The following is a 19,822-nucleotide window of genomic DNA, read 5'->3' as shown; positions in this document are numbered from 1 at the left end:
ACTACCTGATGAGCGAGGGAAAGAAAGGAAATCCGTGACAGATACGGACCTCTTCACGGCTGACAGCGCCAATGGCACTGGGGATTTACCGAACGCCGTGACATCTGAAAGCACTGCGACCGCTGACACCGCGGCGACGGCTGCTGCCTCTGCGCCCGGATCGGACACCGCGCGGCGCGCTTCGAGCGCCCGTCCCGCGTCGCTGTCGACCATGGTGCTGCCTGAGCTGCGAGCGCTGGCCAAGGAAATCGGTGTTGAAGGCGCATCCGGTTTGCGTAAGAGTGAATTGATCGCAGCTATTCGCGCCCATCGTGGCGAATCCAACGGAGCCACCGAGGCCCCCAAGAACGCCCCCGCCGACGCCCAGCCGGACGCCGGTGCCGAGGCCGCTGAGCAGCCCGCGACCCGCCGCCGTGAGCGTCGGGGTTCCTCGCGCCAGGCCGGCGCTCCTGCCGCCGACGCCGCCCAGGACGACGCGGGCAACGAGGCAGCGAAGGGTGAGGCGAAGACCGAAGCCCCTGCCGAGGCCGACACCAAGAGCGCCGAGCCCGCCGCCGAGCAGCAGGAAAAGCCTGCCAAGCGTGAGCGTCAGGAACGACGCGAGAAGCGCGAGCAGTCCGGCGACGAGAACAAGGCCGACAACAAGGCCGACGCCAAGCAGGACGACAAGCGCGACCAGAAGCAGGACCGCGACCAGAAGCAGGACCGCGACCAGAAGCAGGACCGGGGTCAGGGCCGCGACCAGTCCGATCAGCAGGACAACCAGCAGAACCGGGGCGGTAACTCGTCGGGCAACAACAACGACGACGACGGCGATGGCGACGGACGCCAGGGCCGCCGCGGCCGCCGGTTCCGTGACCGTGACCGTCGCCGCCGCGGAGAGCGTGGCGCCGAGGGCGGTAACGAGACCGAGCTGCGTGAGGACGACGTCGTCCAGCCGGTCGCCGGCATCCTCGATGTCCTCGACAACTACGCCTTCGTCCGTACCTCGGGCTACCTGGCCGGGCCGAACGACGTCTACGTGTCCATGAACATGGTGCGCAAGAACGGTCTGCGCCGCGGCGACGCGGTGACCGGTGCGGTCCGTGTGCCCCGTGAGGGTGGTGAGAGCGGCGGCGGCAACAACCCGCGGCAGAAGTTCAACCCGCTGGTGCGCTTGGACAGTGTCAACGGCGGTCCGGTGGAAGCGGCCAAGAACCGGCCTGATTTCACCAAGCTGACCCCGCTGTACCCGAACCAGCGGCTGCGCCTGGAGACCACGCCCGAGCGGCTGACCACCCGCGTCATCGACCTGATCATGCCGATCGGCAAGGGTCAGCGTGCCCTGATCGTGTCGCCGCCCAAGGCCGGTAAGACCACGATCATGCAGGACATCGCCAACGCGATCACCAAGAACAATCCGGAATGCCACCTCATGGTGGTGCTCGTCGACGAGCGTCCGGAAGAGGTCACCGACATGCAGCGCTCGGTGAAGGGTGAGGTCATCGCCTCGACCTTCGACCGTCCGCCGTCAGACCACACCCAGGCGGCCGAGCTGGCGATCGAGCGGGCCAAGCGCCTGGTCGAGCAGGGCAAAGATGTGGTCGTCCTTCTCGACTCGATCACCCGCCTGGGCCGCGCGTACAACAACGCGTCGCCGGCCTCGGGCCGCATCCTGTCCGGTGGTGTCGACTCCACCGCGCTGTACCCGCCCAAGCGGTTCCTCGGCGCGGCGCGCAACATCGAACACGGCGGCTCGCTGACGATCATCGCCACGGCCATGGTCGAGACCGGTTCGACCGGTGACACCGTGATCTTCGAGGAGTTCAAGGGCACCGGCAACGCCGAGCTCAAGCTGGACCGCAAGATCGCCGAGCGTCGGGTGTTCCCCGCGGTCGACGTCAACCCGTCCGGCACCCGTAAGGACGAGCTGCTGCTCAGCCCGGATGAGTTCGCGATCGTGCACAAGCTGCGCCGGGTGTTGTCCGGACTGGATTCACACCAGGCCATCGACCTGCTGATGAGCCAGCTGCGCAAGACCAAGACCAACTACGAGTTCCTGGTGCAGGTCTCCAAGACCGCCCCGGGCTCGATGGACGTCGACTGAGCGCTGTAGACACGCGAAAGGCCCCCGATTGTTCGGGGGCCTTTTTCGTACCGTCAGGCGGTTGGATCGGGGCGCAGCCCAGGCATCAAGTAGCGCCGAACCTGGGCCAGCACCGCGTCCCCGTCACTGGGATCGAGCGTGTTGCCCGGCACCGTCGCCAGCGAGATCAATACGCGCGCAACCCATTCCGATGCCTCGGGGATGTCGATGTCGGCGCGGACCTCGCCGCGATCGCGAGCGGCCACCAGATAGGGCGACCAGAATTCGGCCAGGTCGGGGATCATCCCCTGAACGCCGGCGCCCGCGCAGGCGGCGAACTCCTCGGGTTCCTCGGTGCGCAGTTTCATCACCACAGCGCCGGGATCGTCGTACGCCCGCAGGCCGTTGCCGACACCCCAGGCGATCTGCCGGTCCAGGCCGTCGATCTGTTCGAGCACGGCCTGGGCTTCCGACCAGAACGTGTCATTGAGTCGGACGATCACCGCGCCCAGCAGCGTCACCTTGTCGGGGAAGTGGCGGTACAGCCAGCCGCGGGACACGCCTGCGGCCTCGGCCACCTCCGAGACCGTGGTCGCGCGAATGCCCTTGGTGCGCAGGCATTCTTCGGCAGCGTCTATCAGTCGATCTCGCACGCTGCGCGGAGACGTGGTGCTGGTCAACTGTGGTGTCTCCTGGTCTTCTGATGGGCTTAGGTACATGATTCTGCCAAGGGTGTATCCGTCGCGCCACAACCATGGTAGACAGTTTTCTAATTCTGTTCACTGATCCTTGGGGAATTATCGGATGGCCGAAACGCTGCAGCAGTTGCTCCGCGAGCGCGAAGGAGGCGACACGGTCGCCGTCAAGTACGGCGACCGCACCTGGACCTGGCGCGAGCACGTGGCCGAGGCGAAAGCTCAGGCTGCCGCGTTGATCGGGATGGCCGATCCGCAGCGTCCACTGCATGTCGGCACGCTCCTGGGCAATACCCCCGACATGCTGACCGCGCTGGCCGCCGCGGCGCTCGGCGGCTACGTGCTGTGCGGTATCAACAACACCCGTCGCGGCGACGGGCTGGCCCGGGATATCGCCAGGGTCGAGTGTCAGGTCGTCCTGGTCGACGACCAGCATCGCCGGCTGCTCGACGGCGTCGACCTGCCGGGCGTCACCGTCATCGACGTTTCCGATACCACCTGGTCGCCACAGGAACTCACCCCGCACCGCGAGGTGGGGCCCGATGACACCTTCATGATGATCTTCACCTCGGGCACCAGTGGCGAGCCCAAGGCTGTCGAGGTGGCCCACTCGATCGTGCTGTTCTCGGCTGCGGCGCTGGTACAGCGCTACGACCTCACCGACGCGGACACCTGCTACCTGGCCATGCCGTTGTTCCACTCGAACGGGGTGTACGCGGGGTGGGGCGTCGCCCTCAGTTCGGGCGCATCCATGGCGCCCGCACAGTTCTCCGCGTCCGGCTTCCTGCCGGACATCCGCCGCTACGGCGCGACGTACATGAACTACGTCGGCAAGCCGCTGGCCTATATCCTGGCCACCGCCGAGCAGTCCGACGACCACGACAACACGCTGCGGGTGGCATTTGGCAACGAGGCAGCCGACCGTGACATCGACGAATTCAGCCGCCGGTTCGGCTGCAGCGTGTGGGACGGCTTCGGATCGACCGAGCTGGCGGTCATCATCACCCGCTCCGAGGAGACACCGGCAGGCAGCGTCGGCCAGGGTTTCCCCGGGGTGGCGATCTACGACCCGGAGACCGTCGAAGAGTGCGCCGTCGCAGAATTCGACGACACCGGAGCCCTGGTCAACGCCGACGCAGCCACCGGTGAGCTGGTCAACACCAACGGCAGCGGGATGTTCCGCGGCTACCACAACGATCAGGGCGCGACCGACGAACGACTTCGGCACGGCATGTACTGGTCGGGTGACCTGGCCTACCGCGACGCCGACGGCTGGATCTACCTGGCCGGCCGAACCGCGGACTGGATGCGGGTGGACGGCGAGAACATCACCGCCGCCCCCATCGAGCGAATCCTGCTGCGGCAGCCGGTGATCAGCCGGGTGGCGGTCTACCCGGTGCCCGACGAGTTCGTCGGCGATCAGGTGATGGCCGCCATCGTGCTGCGCGACGGCCAGGAGCTCGCCCCGGAAGCGTTTGCCCAATTCCTCGCCGGCCAGGCGGACCTGTCGCCCAAGTCCTGGCCGCGGTACGTCTGGCTCGCCGAGGATCTGCCCAGCACCGCGACCAACAAGATCCTCAAGCGCGAACTGGTCGCGCTCGGCGCCGATCCGGCCGGCCGGGTGGTGTGGAAGCGCGACGGCACGTCGTACGCGACCATCTGACGAGTCCGGGCAGGAATAGCGGCCGGTCATCGCGCGTTTAGGAGGTTGGCGGTTGACCTGGCATAATGGACCGCCGACCCTCGGTCCCGGTTCACGTCCGTGCGGGCGACCCGGGCCAACGATTGAAGAGGAACCATGAAAACAGGCATTCATCCGGAGTATGTCGAGACCACGGTGCACTGTGGTTGCGGCAACACCTTCCAGACCCGTAGCACCAAGCAGAGCGGCCAGATCGTGGTCGAGGTCTGCTCGCAGTGCCACCCGTTCTACACCGGCAAGCAGAAGATCCTCGACAGCGGCGGCCGCGTGGCCCGCTTCGAGAAGCGGTACGGCAAGCGCAAGCCTGCCGGTGATCAGGCTGCTGCAGCCGACAAGTAGCTACGTCAACGGCGCCCGATCTGTCGCATATGCGTCAGATCTGGGCGCTGTTCTCGTTTCCGGAGAAAGTTGGAGGAGGCTGACGTGACGGATACCGCACCTGCGATCGAGGCGCTGCTCGCTGAGCACGCGGACCTGGAGCGCCAGCTCGCCGATCCCAATTTGCACGCCGATGCCTCCGCCGCCCGCAAGGTGGGCCGGCGGTTCGCCCAGGTGTCACCGGTCGTGGGTACCTACCGCAAGTTGGAGGCCGCCCGCGGCGACCTCGAGGCCGCCCGCGAACTCGCCGCCGACGACGCCAGCTTCGCCGCCGAGGTGGACGAGCTGACCGCCAAGGTCGCCGAACTCGACGCCCAGCTGACCGACCAGCTCGCACCCCGCGACCCGCACGATGCCGATGACATCGTGCTGGAGGTCAAGTCCGGGGAAGGCGGGGAGGAGTCGGCACTGTTCGCCGCCGACCTGGCCCGCATGTACATCCGGTACGCCGAGCGGCACGGCTGGACGGTCACCGTGCTCGACGAGACGTGGTCTGACCTCGGCGGCTACAAGGACGCCACCATCACCATCGCCGGCAAGGGCGATTCCGCCGACGGCGTGTGGTCACGGATGAAGTTCGAGGGTGGCGTTCACCGCGTACAACGGGTGCCCGTCACCGAATCGCAGGGCCGCGTGCACACCTCCGCTGCCGGCGTGCTGGTCTATCCCGAGCCGGAAGACGTCGAGCAGGTGCAGATCGACGAATCGGATCTGCGCATCGACGTGTACCGGTCCTCCGGTAAGGGCGGTCAGGGCGTGAACACCACCGACTCGGCGGTGCGCATCACCCACCTGCCCACGGGCATCGTCGTGACCTGCCAGAACGAACGCTCGCAGCTGCAGAACAAGGCCCGCGCCATGGTGGTGCTCGCCGCCCGGCTGCAGGCACTGGCGGAGGAGCAGGCGTCGGCCGACGCCTCGGCCGATCGCGCCAGCCAGATCCGCACGGTCGACCGCAGCGAGCGGATCCGCACCTACAACTTTCCCGAGAACCGGATCGCGGACCACCGCATCAACTTCAAGGCGCACAACCTCGACCAGGTGCTCGACGGGGACATGGACGCGCTGCTCGACGCGCTGGGCACCGCCGACAAACAGGCCCGGCTGCAGCAGCAGTCATGACGCCCGTGCGGCAGGCGGTCGCGGCCGCGACGGCTCGCCTGGCCGCCGCCGGCGTGGCCTCACCGCGCATCGACGCCGAACTGCTCGCCGCGCACGTCGCGGGCGTCGACCGCAGCCGGTTGATGTTTCTCGATGACCCCGACGAACGGTTCGAGCAGGCCTACGAAGAACTCGTCGCGGCCCGGTCCCGCCGGATTCCCCTGCAACACCTGATCGGCACCGCGCCGTTCGGCCCGTTGACGCTCGCGGTCGGTCCCGGGGTGTTCATTCCCCGGCCGGAGACCGAGGCACTGCTCGAGTGGGCGTGCGCGCAACGGCTTCCGTCGAACCCCCTGATCGTCGACCTCTGCACCGGTTCGGGTGCGCTGGCGCTGGCGCTGGCCGCGCAGTGGCCCGATGCCCGGGTGCTGGCGGTGGAGAACTCGCCCGCGGCCCTGGAATTCGCGCGTCGCAACGCGGCAGGGACGCGCGTCGAAATCCTCGACGCCGACGTCACCGCCCCGGACCTGCTGCCCGAACTCGATGACCAGGTGGACCTGCTGGTGTCCAACCCGCCCTATATCCCCGAGGCCGCCGTCCTGGAACCTGAAGTGGCCGAACACGATCCCGCGCATGCCCTGTTCGGTGGCGCCGACGGCATGTCGGTGATCCGGCCGATCGTCGCGTTGGCCGCCCGATGGTTGCGCGACGGTGCGCCGTGCGCCGTCGAGCACGACGACACCACCTCCGAGCTGTCCGTCGAGGCCTTCGCCCACAACGGGCACTTCAGTGAGGTCACCGCGCGCCGTGACCTCGCCGGACGACCCCGCTTTGTCACGGCGACCCGGATTGGGAGAAGCTGAGCTGATGCGCGCACCGACCGGGGAGCCGACATGACCATCTTCGATTGCACCGATACCGATCAGCGCACGACTGGTATCGCCTCGGCGATCAGCGCGGTGAAGGGCGGCCGGCTTGTGGTGATGCCGACCGACACCGTCTACGGGATCGGTGCGGATGCCTTCGATCGTGATGCGGTCGGCAGTCTGCTCGCCGCCAAAGGCCGTGGCCGCAACATGCCCGTCGGTGTGTTCGTCGGCTCGTGGAACACCATCGACGGGCTGGTCTATTCGGTGCCGCCCGCCGCCCGCGAACTCATCCGCGCATTCTGGCCGGGCGCGCTGAGCCTGGTGGTCACGCAGGCGCCTTCACTGCAATGGGACCTCGGGGACGCCAACGGCAGCGTCATGCTCCGGATGCCGCTGCACCCGGTGGCCATCGAGCTGCTGCGGGAGGTCGGGCCCATGGCCCAGTCCAGCGCGAATGTCTCGGGCCAGCCCGCCGCGGTCACCGCGGCTCAGGCCCACGAGCAACTCGGCGACAAGGTCGAGGTTTATCTCGACGGCGGGCCCGCAGAACAACAGGCCGCCTCCACCATCGTCGACCTCACCGGTGACCAGCCGCGCATCCTGCGGACCGGCCCGATCAGCGCGGCCGACATCGCCAGGGTCGTCGGCGTGGAAACGTCCACGCTCACAACAACACCTACGGAGTGATCTCAGCTTGCTGCAGTACGGTTCATCGGTGATGACGGCCGGCGACCAATTGATCTCCGCGAGTCAAGCCGGGCTTCTTGCCCTGTCGGACCGGGGTGCCGGGGTACCGCTGCGTGAACTCGCGCTTGTCGGGCTGACCGCCGCCATCATCACGTACTTCGCCACCGGCTGGGTGCGCGTGCTGGCCATCCGGATCGGCGCCGTCGCCTATCCGCGCGAACGTGACGTCCACGTACAACCGGTACCGCGGATGGGCGGGTTGGCCATGTACATCGGGGTCGCCGCCGCGGTGCTGCTGGCCTCCCAACTGCCCGCACTCACACGGGGTTTCGTCTACTCCACCGGTATGCCCGCGGTCGTGGTGGCGGGCGGGCTGATCATGGCCATCGGGTTGATCGACGACCGTTGGGGCTTGGACGCCCTGACCAAATTCGCTGGGCAGATCACCGCGGCCAGCGTGCTGGTCACCATGGGTGTGGCCTGGAGCGTGCTCTACATCCCGATCGGGGGAGTGGGCACCATCGTGCTCGACCAGGTGTCGTCGATCCTGTTGACGCTCGCGCTGACGGTGTCGATCGTCAACGCGATGAACTTCGTCGACGGGCTGGACGGCCTGGCCGCCGGCCTTGGGCTGATCACGGCGCTGGCGATCTGCATCTTCTCGGTCGGGCTGCTGCGCGACCACGGAGGCGACGTGCTGTTCTACCCGCCCGCGGTGATCTCGGTGGTTCTGGCCGGGGCCTGTCTGGGCTTCCTGCCGCACAACTTCCACCGGGCCAAGATCTTCATGGGCGACTCCGGGTCGATGCTGATCGGCCTGATGTTGGGTGCGGCGTCGACCACGGCCGCCGGACCGATCTCGCAGAACGCCTACGGTGCCCGCGACGTTTTCGCGCTGATGTCGCCGTTCCTACTGGTGATCGCCGTGATGCTGGTGCCCGCACTGGATACGTTGCTGGCCATCGTGCGGCGCACCCGGGCCGGCCGTAGCCCGCTCAGCCCCGACAAGATGCACCTGCATCACCGGTTGCTGCAGATCGGGCACTCGCATCGCCGCGCCGTGCTGCTGATCTACCTGTGGGTTGGCATCATCGCCTTCGGCGCGGCAGCCACGATCTTCTTCGATCCTCGCTACACCGGAGCGGTCGTCGTCGCGGCCATTCTGGTCGCGATCGTGGTGACCCTGATTCCGCTGTTGCAACGCGGGAGCGAAGGGTCCGAGGACTAGCGCGGGGCTAAGTACGACGAAAAGTAGTAGGCCACGTTTAGGGGTGCCTACCATGTGTTAGGGTGCTGCCAGAACCCGAAAAACCTCGCGGGTTGCCGGCCCGGCCCATCGGTTCGACGAACCGTCAGGTGCCGATCAACGACCGACAAAGGGAGCTACCCCGTGGGTGATTCAAGCCCGCCCGCAGCCCTCCGATATTCTCGGCGGGCATGCACAGGCTTTTGCCAGGGGATAGCGACCGGTGGCATCTCCGAGGGTGCAGCTTTTCGTGACAGCGGGATTGGGGTGAAGCAGTGACGACGCCAGCGCAAGACGCGCCGTTGGTGTTCCCGTCAGTGGCCTTCCGGCCGCTGCGTCTCCTGATCGTTTGCGTCGTACTGACCGCGCTGGCCGTAGTGGCCGCCGCATTCACCGGACACATTTACTTCGGCGTCTTCTTCGGTGTCGGACTGGGCCTCGGCTTGGTCAACGCCTTGCTGGTGCGCCGGGCCGTCGAATCGATCACGGCCGAAGATCACCCGCTCAAGAAGAAGATGGCCGTGAACTCCGCGACACGGCTGCTGATCATCACCGCGATCGCACTCGGCATCGCATTTGTCTTCAAAACCTCGGGCGGCATCGCGGTGCTGTTCGGGCTGGCGATTTTCCAGGCTCTGCTGGTGATGAGCACCAGCATCCCCGTGCTGCGGAAGATCCGCTCGAACGGCCTGGATGTCTTGGATACGGAATCGAAGGGTTGAGCTGACCTATATGACTCAGACGACGACCGTGCTCGCCGCCGAAGAGGGTGGCGCCGCCATCCACGTCGGCCACCACACGATGGTGTTCGAGCTGTTCGGGATGACGTTCAACGGTGACACCATCCTGGCCACCGCGGTCACCGCGGTGATCGTGATCGCCCTGGCGTTCGTCCTGCGCGCGAAGGTCACCTCGACCGGTGTGCCGGGCGGTGTGCAGCTGTTCTGGGAGGCCCTGACCATCCAGATGCGCGGCCAGATCGAGGCCGCGATCGGTATGAAGGTCGCGCCGTTCGTGCTGCCGCTGGCAGTGACGATCTTCGTCTTCATCCTGGTCTCCAACTGGCTGTCGGTGCTGCCGCTGCAGTACGGGGGACCGGACGGTGCCGCCGCCGAGTGGTACAAGCCGCCGGCCTCCGACATCAACTTCGTGCTGGCGCTGGCCCTGTTCGTGTTCGTCTGCTACCACGCGGCCGGCATCTGGCGGCGCGGCATCATCGGCCACCCGGTCAAGGTGCTCAAGGGTCACGTCCCCGCGCTGATGCCGATCAACATCGTCGAGGAACTCGCCAAGCCGATCTCGCTGGCCCTCCGTCTTTTCGGCAACATCTTCGCCGGCGGCATCCTCGTCGCGCTGATCGCGATGTTCCCCTGGTACATCCAGTGGGCACCCAACGCAATCTGGAAGACCTTCGACCTGTTCGTCGGCCTCATCCAGGCCTTCATCTTCTCGCTGCTGACGATCCTGTACTTCAGCCAGTCGATGGAGCTGGACCACGAAGATCACTGAGCATGACCGGCTAGATCCCTACAACTGCACGACACGAACCTCTGGCGGCACAGCCACCAGTTATCAAGGAGGATAAAAGGAATGGAACTCGACCCCAACGCCCTCATCACGGCCGGCGCTCTGATCGGTGGCGGTTTGATCATGGGTGGCGGCGCCATCGGCGCTGGTATCGGTGACGGTATCGCGGGTAACGCGCTGATCTCGGGCATCGCCCGGCAGCCCGAGGCCCAGGGCCGTCTGTTCACCCCGTTCTTCATCACCGTCGGTCTGGTGGAGGCCGCGTACTTCATCAACCTGGCCTTCATGGCGCTGTTCGTCTTCGCCACCCCGGGCCTGCAGTAGTCCATCAGCATGGGTGAACTGAGCGCAACGATCCTGGCTGCAAGCCAGGCAGCGGCGGAGGAAGGCGGTGGGGGCCAGAGCAACTTCCTGGTCCCCAACGGCACCTTCTTCGCCGTGTTGATCATTTTCCTGATCACGCTTGCCGTGATCGCGAAATGGGTTGTGCCACCGGTCGGCAAGGTGTTGGCAGAGCGCGAAGCGATGCTGGCGAAGACCGCCGCCGACAATCGGAAGTCTGCCGAGCAGGTGGCCGCAGCGCAGGCCGACTATGACGAGGCGATGGCCGGGGCGCGTACCCAGGCGTCGGCCATCCGTGACGAGGCCCGCGTAGCGGGTCGCGAGGTGGTCGATGCCAAGCGCGCCGAGGCCGGCACCGAGGTGGCCGAGAATGTGCGCCAGGCCGACGAGCAGCTCGCTGCTCAGAGTGCCGAGGTGCGGTCGGACCTGGAGACGTCGGTGGACGGACTCTCGCAGACCCTGGCCAGCCGAATTTTGGGCGTCGACGTGAAATCAGGTGGGACGCAGTAGATGTCGATATTTATCGGGCAGCTGATCGGCTTTGCCGTCATCGCCTACATCATCATCAAGTGGGTGGTGCCGCCAGTGCGGAGCCTGATGCAGAAGCAGCAGGAAGCCGTGCGGGTCGCCCTCGCCGAGAGCGCCGATGCGGCGAAGAAGCTCGCCGAAGCCGATGAGATGCATGCCAAGGCACTCGCCGACGCCAAGGCCGAGTCGGCCAAGGTGACCGATGAGGCCTCGCAGGACTCCGAGCGGATCACCGCTCAGCTGGCCGAGCAGGCCGGCACGGAGGCCGAGCGGATCAAGGCGCAGGGTGTTCAGCAGGTTCAGCTGATGCGCCAGCAGCTCATCCGCCAGCTGCGGACCGGTCTCGGATCGGAGTCGGTCGCCAAGGCCGACGCTCTGGTGCGGGCGCATGTCGCCGATCCGGCCGCGCAGGCGGCCACGGTCGACCGGTTCCTCGCCGAGCTCGATCAGATGGCCCCGTCGGCGTTTGTGATCGACACCGCCGCAACCGCGAAGCTGCGCGCTGCCAGCCGCGAGTCGCTGGCCGTCGTGGTCGACAAGTTCGACTCCGTCGCAAGCGGTCTCGGTGCAGACGACCTGACGGCGCTGGCCGACGACCTGACCTCGGTGGCCAAGCTGCTGCTGTCGGAGTCGGTGCTCACCAGGCATCTGGCCGAGCCGACCGACGAAGGTGCCGCCAAGGTGCAGCTGGTCGACCGCCTGCTGTCCGGCAAGGTCGGCACCACCGCCCTGGACGTGCTGCGGACCGCCGTCTCGCAGCGCTGGTCGACCGAGTCGAACCTGGTCGACGCCATTGAACACACCGCACGTCTGGCGCTGCTCAAGCGCGCCGAGACCGCCGGTGAGGTCGACGAGGTGGAGGACCAGCTGTTCCGGTTCGGCCGCCTGCTCGACGCCGAGCCCAAGCTCTCGGCCCTGCTCAGTGACTACACCACCCCGGTCGACGGCCGGATTGCCTTGCTGAACAAGGTGCTTGGCGGCAACGCGGGTGGAAGCGGGACGGCGGCAGCGCTGCTGGCCCAGACTGTGGGACTGCTGCGCGGCGAGCGTGCCGACGAGGCAGTCATCGATCTCGCCGAGCTCGCGGTGTCCCGCCGCGGCGAGGTGGTCGCTCACGTGACCGCCGCGGCCGACCTGACCGATGCCCAGCGGACCCGGCTGTCGGAGGTGCTCACCCGCATCTACGGACACCCGGTGTCGGTGCAACTGCACGTCGACCCCGAACTGCTCGGTGGTCTGTCGATCACCGTCGGTGACGAAGTGATCGACGGCTCGATCTCGTCCCGACTGGCCGCAGCGGCCACCCAGCTGCCGGACTGACCGACGGCACTGGCAACCCCAGAACCACCCCAAGAACAAGGTAGGAAGACGAAAAACCATGGCAGAGTTGACAATCTCGGCTGCTGATATCGAAGGTGCCATCGAGGACTACGTATCCTCGTTTTCCGCCGACACCGAGCGTGAAGAGATCGGCACCGTCGTCGATGCCGGTGACGGCATCGCTCACGTCGAGGGCCTGCCCTCGGTCATGACCCAGGAGCTCCTCGAGTTCCCGGGCGGTGTGTTGGGTGTGGCACTCAACCTCGACGAGCACAGCGTCGGCGCCGTCATCCTGGGTGAGTTCGAGAAGATCGAAGAAGGCCAGCAGGTCAAGCGCACCGGCGAGGTGCTCTCGGTGCCGGTCGGCGACGCGTTCCTCGGTCGCGTCGTCAACCCGCTCGGCCAGCCGATCGACGGCCAGGGCGACATCGAGTCCGAGACCCGCCGTGCACTCGAGCTGCAGGCCCCTTCGGTGGTGCAGCGCCAGGGCGTGTCCGAGCCGCTGCAGACCGGTATCAAGGCCATCGACGCCATGACCCCGATCGGCCGTGGCCAGCGTCAGCTGATCATCGGTGACCGCAAGACCGGCAAGACCGCGGTCTGCGTCGACACCATCCTCAACCAGCGTGAGGCCTGGGAGACCGGCGACCCCAAGCAGCAGGTGCGCTGCGTGTACGTCGCCATCGGTCAGAAGGGCACCACCATCGCCAGCGTGAAGCGCGCGCTGGAAGAGGGCGGCGCGATGGAGTACACCACCATCGTCGCGGCCCCCGCCTCTGACCCGGCCGGCTTCAAGTGGCTGGCGCCCTACACCGGTTCGGCCATCGGCCAGCACTGGATGTACGACGGCAAGCACGTGCTGATCGTCTTCGACGACCTCTCCAAGCAGGCCGACGCCTACCGCGCCATCTCGCTGCTGCTGCGCCGCCCGCCGGGCCGCGAGGCGTTCCCCGGCGACGTCTTCTACCTTCACTCCCGTCTGCTGGAGCGTTGCGCCAAGCTGTCCGACGAACTCGGCGGTGGTTCGATGACGGGTCTGCCGATCATCGAGACCAAGGCCAACGACATCTCGGCGTTCATCCCGACCAACGTCATCTCGATCACCGACGGCCAGTGCTTCCTGGAGTCCGACCTGTTCAACCAGGGTGTGCGACCGGCCGTCAACGTCGGTGTGTCGGTGTCCCGCGTCGGTGGCGCCGCGCAGATCAAGGCCATGAAAGAGGTCGCGGGTTCGCTGCGTCTGGATCTCTCGCAGTACCGCGAGCTGGAGGCCTTCGCGGCCTTCGCCTCCGACCTGGATGCGGCTTCCAAGGCCCAGCTGGATCGTGGTGTCCGCCTTGTCGAGCTGCTCAAGCAGGCGCAGTACAGCCCGCTGGCGGTCGAGGATCAGGTCGTCTCGATCTTCCTCGGTACTCAGGGGCACCTGGATTCGGTTCCGGCCGAGGACGTCACCCGCTTCGTCGACGAGCTGCTGGAGCATGTCAAGGCCAGCCACTCCGACATCCTCAAGAGCATCAAGGAGACCAAGAAGCTCTCCGAGGAGAACGAGGAGAAGCTGGTCTCGGTCATCAACGAGTTCAAGAAGGGCTTCGCCGCCACCGACGGCAGCTCCGTGGTTGTCAAGGAGGCCGATGCTGACGCACTGGACCCCGAGGACCTGGAGAAGGAATCGGTCAAGGTCCGCAAGCCGGCTCCGAAGAAGGCCTAGGTAACCAATGGCAGCCACACTTCGCGAGCTACGCGGGCGTATCCGCTCCGCTTCGTCGATCAAGAAGATCACGAAGGCACAGGAGCTGATCGCCACGTCGCGGATCGCCAAGGCGCAGGCCCGGGTCGATGCGGCCCGGCCCTACTCCACCGAGATCACCAACATGCTCACCGAGCTTGCGGGCGCCAGCGCGCTGGACCACCCGCTGCTCGTTCAGCGGGAGAACCCCAAGCGGGCCGGTGTGCTCGTGGTGTCGTCGGACCGCGGTCTCTGCGGCGGTTACAACGCCAACGTGCTGCGCCGGGCCGAAGAGCTCTTCTCGCTGCTGCGGGAAGAGGGCAAGGAGCCGGTGCTCTACGTCGTCGGTCGAAAGGCCTTGGGCTACTACAGCTTCCGTCAGCGTGCGGTCGTCGAGTCCTGGACCGGCTTCTCGGAGCGTCCCGAGTACAGCAACGCCAAGGAGATCGCCGACACCCTGGTGACGGCGTTCATGTCCGGTGCCGACGACGAGGGCGACGACGCCGGAGCGGACGGCATCCTGGGCGTCGACGAACTGCACATCGTGTCCACCGAGTTCCGGTCGATGCTCTCGCAGACCGCAGTGGCGCATCGGATTGCACCGCTGGTCGTCGAGTACGTCGGTGAGCCGGAAACCGGTCCACACACGCTGTATTCGTTCGAGCCGAATGCCGAGGACCTGTTCGACGCGCTGCTGCCGCGCTACATCGCAACCCGCGTGTACGCGGCGCTGCTGGAGGCGGCGGCCTCGGAGTCGGCTTCGCGCCGGCGCGCCATGAAGTCGGCCACCGACAACGCCGACGATCTGATCAAGGCACTCACGCTCGCGGCCAACCGCGAACGTCAGGCGCAGATCACTCAGGAAATCAGCGAGATCGTGGGCGGCGCGAACGCGCTGGCCGACGCGCGCTAGCCGGACCAAAGACGAAAGCCTCGTAGGAAAGCGAAGAGAGAATGACTGCTACTGCAGAGAAGACCGCGGGCCGCGTAGTCCGCATCACCGGCCCGGTGGTGGATATTGAATTCCCGCGCGGTGCCGTGCCCGAGCTGTTCAACGCGCTGCACGCCGACATCACCTACGGCGCGCTCGCCAAGACCCTGACGCTCGAGGTTGCCCAGCACCTCGGCGACAACCTGGTGCGCTGCATCTCCATGCAGCCCACCGATGGCCTGGTGCGTGGCACCGACGTCCGCGACACCGGCGCCTCGATCTCCGTGCCGGTTGGCGACGGCGTCAAGGGCCACGTGTTCAACGCCCTCGGTGACTGCCTCGACGAGCCCGGCTACGGCAAGGACTTCGATCACTGGTCGATCCACCGCAAGCCGCCGGCCTTCGCCGACCTGGAGCCCCGCACCGAGATGCTGGAGACCGGTCTGAAGGTCGTCGACCTGCTCACGCCGTACGTGCGTGGCGGCAAGATCGCCCTGTTCGGTGGCGCCGGTGTGGGTAAGACGGTTCTGATCCAGGAGATGATCAACCGTATCGCCCGCAACTTCGGTGGTACCTCGGTGTTCGCCGGCGTGGGTGAGCGCACCCGTGAGGGCAACGACCTGTGGGTCGAGCTCGCCGACGCCAACGTGCTGAAGGACACCGCGTTGGTGTTCGGTCAGATGGACGAGCCGCCGGGCACCCGTATGCGCGTCGCCCTGTCGGCCCTGACCATGGCCGAGTACTTCCGCGACGAGCAGAACCAGGACGTGCTGCTCTTCATCGACAACATCTTCCGGTTCACCCAGGCCGGTTCCGAGGTTTCGACCCTGCTGGGTCGTATGCCTTCGGCCGTGGGTTACCAGCCGACGCTGGCCGACGAGATGGGTGAGCTGCAGGAGCGCATCACCTCGACCCGTGGTCGCTCCATCACCTCGATGCAGGCCGTGTACGTGCCCGCCGACGACTACACCGACCCGGCGCCGGCCACCACGTTCGCCCACCTGGACGCCACCACCGAGCTTTCGCGTGCGGTGTTCTCCAAGGGCATCTTCCCCGCTGTGGACCCGCTGGCTTCGTCCTCGACGATCCTGCACCCCAGCGTCGTCGGCGACGAGCACTACCGCGTCGCCCAGGAAGTCATCCGCATCCTGCAGCGCTACAAGGACCTCCAGGACATCATCGCCATCCTCGGTATCGACGAGCTGTCGGAAGAGGACAAGGTGCTGGTGTACCGCGCCCGTAAGATCGAGCGCTTCCTGAGCCAGAACATGATGGCTGCCGAGCAGTTCACCGGCCAGCCGGGCTCTACCGTGCCGCTCAAGGAGACCATCGAGGCCTTCGACAAGCTGGCCAAGGGCGAGTTCGATCACCTGCCCGAGCAGGCGTTCTTCCTCATCGGTGGTCTGGACGACCTGGCGAAGAAGGCCGAAAGCCTCGGCGCCAAGCTGTGATGAAGCCGTTCGGAAACAGGGAGGTGGTGTGACATGGCTGATTTGAACGTCGAGATCGTTGCCGTCGAGCGTGAGCTCTGGTCCGGCACCGCTACGTTCGTCTTCACCCGGACCACCGCTGGTGAGATCGGCATCCTGCCGCGGCACATCCCGTTGGTCGCTGAGCTCGTCGACGACGCCATGGTGCGGGTCGAGCGTGAAGGCGAAGACGATCTGCGGATCGCCGTCGACGGCGGTTTCCTGTCGGTGACCGAGGAGACGGTTCGCATCCTGGTGGAGAACGCACAGTTCGAATCCGAGATCGACGCAGACTCCGCCAAACGGGATGCGGAGTCCGACGACGAGCAGACAGCGGCATGGGGTCGGGCGCGCCTGCGCGCTCTCGGCCAGATCGACTGACGACAGAGACGACAGATGAGCGCGCCCATGATCGGCATGGTCGCGCTCGTCTGCGTTCTGGCCCTTTTTGGCCGGCGCCTTGAGTTACCGGCTGTGGAAGCTACGTCAGGTCGGCGGGACAGCCGCCATCCTGCGCGACATTCCCGCCGATGGCGGTAGCGGATGGCGCCACGGCGTGATGCGTTACCGCGGAGGAGAGGCCGGTTTCTACCGGCTTTCCAGCATCCGGTGGTGGCCTGACCGGCGATTGAGCCGGCGGGGGCTGGAAGTGGTGTCGCGCCGCGCCCCGCGTGGCGACGAGTTCGACATCATGACCGATGCCACGGTCATCCTCGAACTGCGCGACAACAGTCCCGAACGCCGGCAAGGCTATGAGATCGCCCTGGACCGGGGCGCCCTGACGGCGTTCACGTCCTGGCTCGAGTCACGGCCATCGCCGCGGGCCCGGCGGCGCAACTACTGAGCGGCTGACCACACGGTCTTCGCGCAAGCGGCTCATCCGCCGGGCTTCCAGAGCACGTCCCCGTCCGGGTTCGCCACCCGCGACAGGATGAACAGCAGATCCGAAAGCCGGTTGAGGTACTTCGCCGGCAGCACGCTGACCGATTCGCCGTGCTCGTGCACAGCGATCCATGCCGACCGTTCAGCGCGGCGAGCCACGGTGCGTGCGACATGCAACAGCGCCGACAGGGGAGTGCCGCCCGGCAGGATGAACGAATTCAGTGCGGGCAGCGCCTCGTTGAACTCGTCGCACCACTTCTCCAGCCGATCGATGTAGGCCTGCGAGATCCGCAGCGGCGGGTGCTCGGGGTTTTCCACGACCGGCGTGGACAGATCCGCGCCGGCGTCGAACAGGTCGTTCTGAATCTGACGCAACACCGCCAGGATTTGCTGATCAGGTTCGCCCAGGGCCACCGCGACGCCGATGGCGGCGTTGGCTTCGTCACAGTCGGCGTAGGCCGCCAACCTCGAATCATTCTTGGAAACCCTGCTGAAGTCACTCAGCCCGGTCGTGCCGTCGTCGCCGGTGCGGGTGTAGATACGCGTGAGATGAACCGCCATAGCTGAACCGTACCGGGCTTGAGGACAGGCTCGCCGGGGCCGCCGGATCTGTCCGAGCAGGGAGAAACTCGACGGCGGGCTGTTTACACTGACCGGCGTGAGCGAGCGTTTCTTGGTGACCGGAGGAAACCGGTTATCAGGCGAAGTTGCTGTCGGCGGCGCGAAGAACAGTGTGCTGAAACTGATGGCCGCTTCGTTGCTGGCCGAGGGCACCAGCACGATCACCAATTGCCCCGACATCCTGGATGTCCCGCTGATGGCGGAGGTCCTCCGGGGGTTGGGTGCCACGGTGGAGCTGGACGGCGACACGGTGCGCATCACGTCGCCCGACGAACCCAAGTACGACGCCGATTTCGCGGCGGTGCGTCAGTTCCGCGCGTCGGTCTGTGTGCTGGGGCCACTGGTAGGCCGCTGCAGGAAGGCCAAGGTTGCGCTGCCGGGTGGTGACGCGATCGGGTCGCGTCCGCTGGACATGCACCAGGCCGGGCTGCGCCAACTGGGGGCGACCTGCAACATCGAGCACGGCTGTGTGGTGGCCGAAGCTGACCATCTGCGGGGTGCCGAGATCCAGCTGGAGTTCCCGTCTGTGGGGGCGACGGAGAACATCCTCATGGCCGCGGTGCTGGCCGAAGGTGTCACCACCATCCACAACGCCGCACGCGAGCCCGACATCGTCGACATCTGCGCGATGCTCAACCAGATGGGTGCCAAGGTCAGCGGCGCGGGTACGTCGACGCTGACGATCACCGGTGTCGATCGGCTCTATCCCACCGAACACCGGGTGATCGGTGACCGGATCGTGGCGGCGACGTGGGGGATAGCCGCGGCGATGACCCGCGGCGACATCTCGGTGACGGGCGTCGACCCGCAGCACCTGCAGCTGGTGCTGCACAAGCTGCATGACGCCGGCGCCACCGTGACCCAGAACGATGACGGTTTCCGGGTGGTGCAGTACGAGCGACCCAAGGCGGTCAATGTGGCGACGCTGCCGTTCCCGGGATTTCCGACCGACCTGCAGCCGATGGCGATCGGGCTGGCCTCGGTGGCCGACGGCACTTCGATGATCACCGAGAACGTGTTCGAAGCCCGCTTCCGGTTCGTCGAGGAGATGATCCGGCTGGGCGCTGACGCCCGGACGGATGGTCACCATGCCGTGGTGCGTGGAATCCCGCAGCTTTCGAGTGCGCCGGTGTGGTCCTCCGACATCCGGGCCGGCGCCGGCCTGGTGCTCGCCGGCTTGGTCGCGGACGGAGAAACCGAGGTTCACGACGTGTTCCACATCGATCGCGGCTACCCGTTGTTCGTGGAAAACCTGTTGAGCCTCGGAGCCGAGATCGAACGCGTAGGCTCGTAGACAGCACGTTCGGGCCTGTTTGCAGCCTCGAAATCGCGCTGACCAGCCGATTTGACCTTGCACGGTGCCCCGGGCTAATCTTTTGAAGTCGCCACGGAGCGGGTGAAACACCCCGGACCGGAGCGACTTGACAAGCCAGCCGAGATCGTACTAAGCTGGCGAGGTTGCCTCAGACCGGATGAAATAAGCCAAAATGAAGCAACTTGACTTGCCGGCAAGATTCCGATTAAGCTGGTGGGGTTGCCCCAAAACAGGGTGACGAAGCAAAAAAAGTCTGTTGTTTGAGAACTCAATAGTGTGTTTGGTGGTTTTTGTTTGTTGTTTTTTGGCCACTCATTTTGGGGGACTCCCCGTCTTCCGATCATGGTGGGTGGTTGTTTTTTTGATGCCAGTTTTTGGTGTCTTTTGTTTGTAATCGGATTTTTCTGATTGAATTCTT

The 19,822-nt window shown here is 66.2% G+C and carries 20 protein-coding genes and 1 pseudogene; 18 read left to right on the top strand and 3 right to left on the bottom strand.

What is annotated here, in order from left to right; translation table 11 throughout:
* Positions 1 to 34: 34 nt before the first annotated feature.
* Positions 35 to 2,086, top strand: coding sequence for a transcription termination factor Rho (rho, locus tag TX88_RS20025; protein ID WP_044519636.1), 2,052 nt, complete (start codon positions 35 to 37; stop codon positions 2,084 to 2,086).
* Between the two features lie 53 nt (positions 2,087 to 2,139).
* Here the strand turns inward: rho and TX88_RS20020 are convergent, their stop codons facing one another.
* Positions 2,140 to 2,784 (bottom strand): TetR/AcrR family transcriptional regulator, encoded by a 645-nt coding sequence (locus TX88_RS20020; protein WP_044519635.1) that lies wholly within the window; start codon positions 2,782 to 2,784, stop codon positions 2,140 to 2,142.
* An 85-nt stretch (positions 2,785 to 2,869) separates the two neighbouring features.
* On the opposite strand from TX88_RS20020, the gene fadD1 reads away from it, so the two are divergent.
* From fadD1 to TX88_RS19940, 16 genes and pseudogenes are all read left to right on the top strand, one after another.
* The gene (gene fadD1 / locus TX88_RS20015) at positions 2,870 to 4,423 is read left to right on the top strand and encodes a fatty-acid--CoA ligase FadD1 (protein ID WP_044519634.1); all 1,554 of its coding nucleotides are present in this window, start codon (positions 2,870 to 2,872) and stop codon (positions 4,421 to 4,423) included.
* A 135-nt stretch (positions 4,424 to 4,558) separates the two neighbouring features.
* On the top strand, positions 4,559 to 4,801 hold the full coding sequence (gene rpmE / locus TX88_RS20010) for a 50S ribosomal protein L31 (RefSeq protein WP_019344296.1): 243 nt from the start codon (positions 4,559 to 4,561) through the stop codon (positions 4,799 to 4,801).
* A gap of 84 nt (positions 4,802 to 4,885) precedes the next feature.
* A complete protein-coding gene (gene prfA, locus TX88_RS20005; RefSeq protein WP_044519633.1) occupies positions 4,886 to 5,962 on the top strand; it encodes a peptide chain release factor 1 in 1,077 nt (358 codons plus the stop codon).
* Entirely contained in the window at positions 5,959 to 6,804 is an 846-nt protein-coding gene (prmC, locus tag TX88_RS20000) for a peptide chain release factor N(5)-glutamine methyltransferase (protein WP_044519632.1), read from the top strand. Before prfA ends, prmC begins: the two co-directional genes overlap by 4 nt.
* A 30-nt stretch (positions 6,805 to 6,834) precedes the next feature.
* A complete protein-coding gene (locus TX88_RS19995; RefSeq protein WP_044519631.1) occupies positions 6,835 to 7,497 on the top strand; it encodes an L-threonylcarbamoyladenylate synthase in 663 nt (220 codons plus the stop codon).
* 7 nt (positions 7,498 to 7,504) lie between these two features.
* Positions 7,505 to 8,725, top strand: coding sequence for a glycosyltransferase family 4 protein (locus TX88_RS19990; protein ID WP_084622032.1), 1,221 nt, complete (start codon positions 7,505 to 7,507; stop codon positions 8,723 to 8,725).
* A gap of 293 nt (positions 8,726 to 9,018) precedes the next feature.
* A complete protein-coding gene (locus TX88_RS19985; RefSeq protein ID WP_044519629.1) occupies positions 9,019 to 9,465 on the top strand; it encodes an ATP synthase subunit I in 447 nt (148 codons plus the stop codon).
* A 10-nt stretch (positions 9,466 to 9,475) separates the two neighbouring features.
* The gene (atpB, locus tag TX88_RS19980; protein WP_044519628.1) at positions 9,476 to 10,252 is read left to right on the top strand and encodes a F0F1 ATP synthase subunit A; all 777 of its coding nucleotides are present in this window, start codon (positions 9,476 to 9,478) and stop codon (positions 10,250 to 10,252) included.
* Between the two features lie 81 nt (positions 10,253 to 10,333).
* A complete protein-coding gene (locus TX88_RS19975; protein ID WP_003888102.1) occupies positions 10,334 to 10,594 on the top strand; it encodes a F0F1 ATP synthase subunit C in 261 nt (86 codons plus the stop codon).
* A 9-nt stretch (positions 10,595 to 10,603) separates the two neighbouring features.
* On the top strand, positions 10,604 to 11,122 hold the full coding sequence (locus tag TX88_RS19970) for a F0F1 ATP synthase subunit B (RefSeq protein WP_044519627.1): 519 nt from the start codon (positions 10,604 to 10,606) through the stop codon (positions 11,120 to 11,122).
* The gene (locus TX88_RS19965; RefSeq protein WP_044519626.1) at positions 11,123 to 12,460 is read left to right on the top strand and encodes a F0F1 ATP synthase subunit B/delta; all 1,338 of its coding nucleotides are present in this window, start codon (positions 11,123 to 11,125) and stop codon (positions 12,458 to 12,460) included.
* Between the two features lie 58 nt (positions 12,461 to 12,518).
* Positions 12,519 to 14,168 carry a F0F1 ATP synthase subunit alpha gene (gene atpA, locus TX88_RS19960; RefSeq protein WP_044519625.1) on the top strand — a complete coding sequence of 550 codons (1,650 nt, stop codon included), beginning with the start codon at positions 12,519 to 12,521 and terminating at the stop codon, positions 14,166 to 14,168.
* Between the two features lie 7 nt (positions 14,169 to 14,175).
* Positions 14,176 to 15,099, top strand: coding sequence for a F0F1 ATP synthase subunit gamma (locus TX88_RS19955; protein ID WP_044519624.1), 924 nt, complete (start codon positions 14,176 to 14,178; stop codon positions 15,097 to 15,099).
* A 41-nt stretch (positions 15,100 to 15,140) separates the two neighbouring features.
* Positions 15,141 to 16,568: a F0F1 ATP synthase subunit beta gene (gene atpD, locus TX88_RS19950; protein ID WP_044519623.1), complete on the top strand. Its 1,428-nt coding sequence runs from the start codon at positions 15,141 to 15,143 to the stop codon at positions 16,566 to 16,568.
* A gap of 33 nt (positions 16,569 to 16,601) precedes the next feature.
* Positions 16,602 to 16,967 (top strand): F0F1 ATP synthase subunit epsilon, encoded by a 366-nt coding sequence (locus TX88_RS19945; protein WP_044519622.1) that lies wholly within the window; start codon positions 16,602 to 16,604, stop codon positions 16,965 to 16,967.
* 27 nt (positions 16,968 to 16,994) lie between these two features.
* Positions 16,995 to 17,430, top strand: a pseudogene (locus tag TX88_RS19940) (DUF2550 domain-containing protein).
* Positions 17,431 to 17,462: 32 nt separating this feature from the next.
* On the opposite strand, the gene TX88_RS19935 reads toward TX88_RS19940, so the two are convergent.
* Entirely contained in the window at positions 17,463 to 18,029 is a 567-nt protein-coding gene (locus TX88_RS19935; protein WP_044519621.1) for a cob(I)yrinic acid a,c-diamide adenosyltransferase, read from the bottom strand.
* Positions 18,030 to 18,126: 97 nt separating this feature from the next.
* On the opposite strand from TX88_RS19935, the gene murA reads away from it, so the two are divergent.
* Positions 18,127 to 19,383, top strand: coding sequence for a UDP-N-acetylglucosamine 1-carboxyvinyltransferase (murA, locus tag TX88_RS19930; RefSeq protein WP_044519620.1), 1,257 nt, complete (start codon positions 18,127 to 18,129; stop codon positions 19,381 to 19,383).
* 74 nt (positions 19,384 to 19,457) lie between these two features.
* Here murA and TX88_RS34715 read toward each other — a convergent pair.
* The coding region (locus tag TX88_RS34715) for a hypothetical protein (protein WP_209447077.1) at positions 19,458 to 19,822 on the bottom strand (365 nt) is incomplete at its 5' end.

The organism is Mycolicibacterium septicum DSM 44393, from assembly GCF_000455325.1.
Lineage (GTDB): Bacteria > Actinomycetota > Actinomycetes > Mycobacteriales > Mycobacteriaceae > Mycobacterium > Mycobacterium septicum.
The sequence above is the reverse complement of the archived record's forward strand: the minus strand, read 5'-3'. Positions and strand labels throughout refer to the sequence as shown.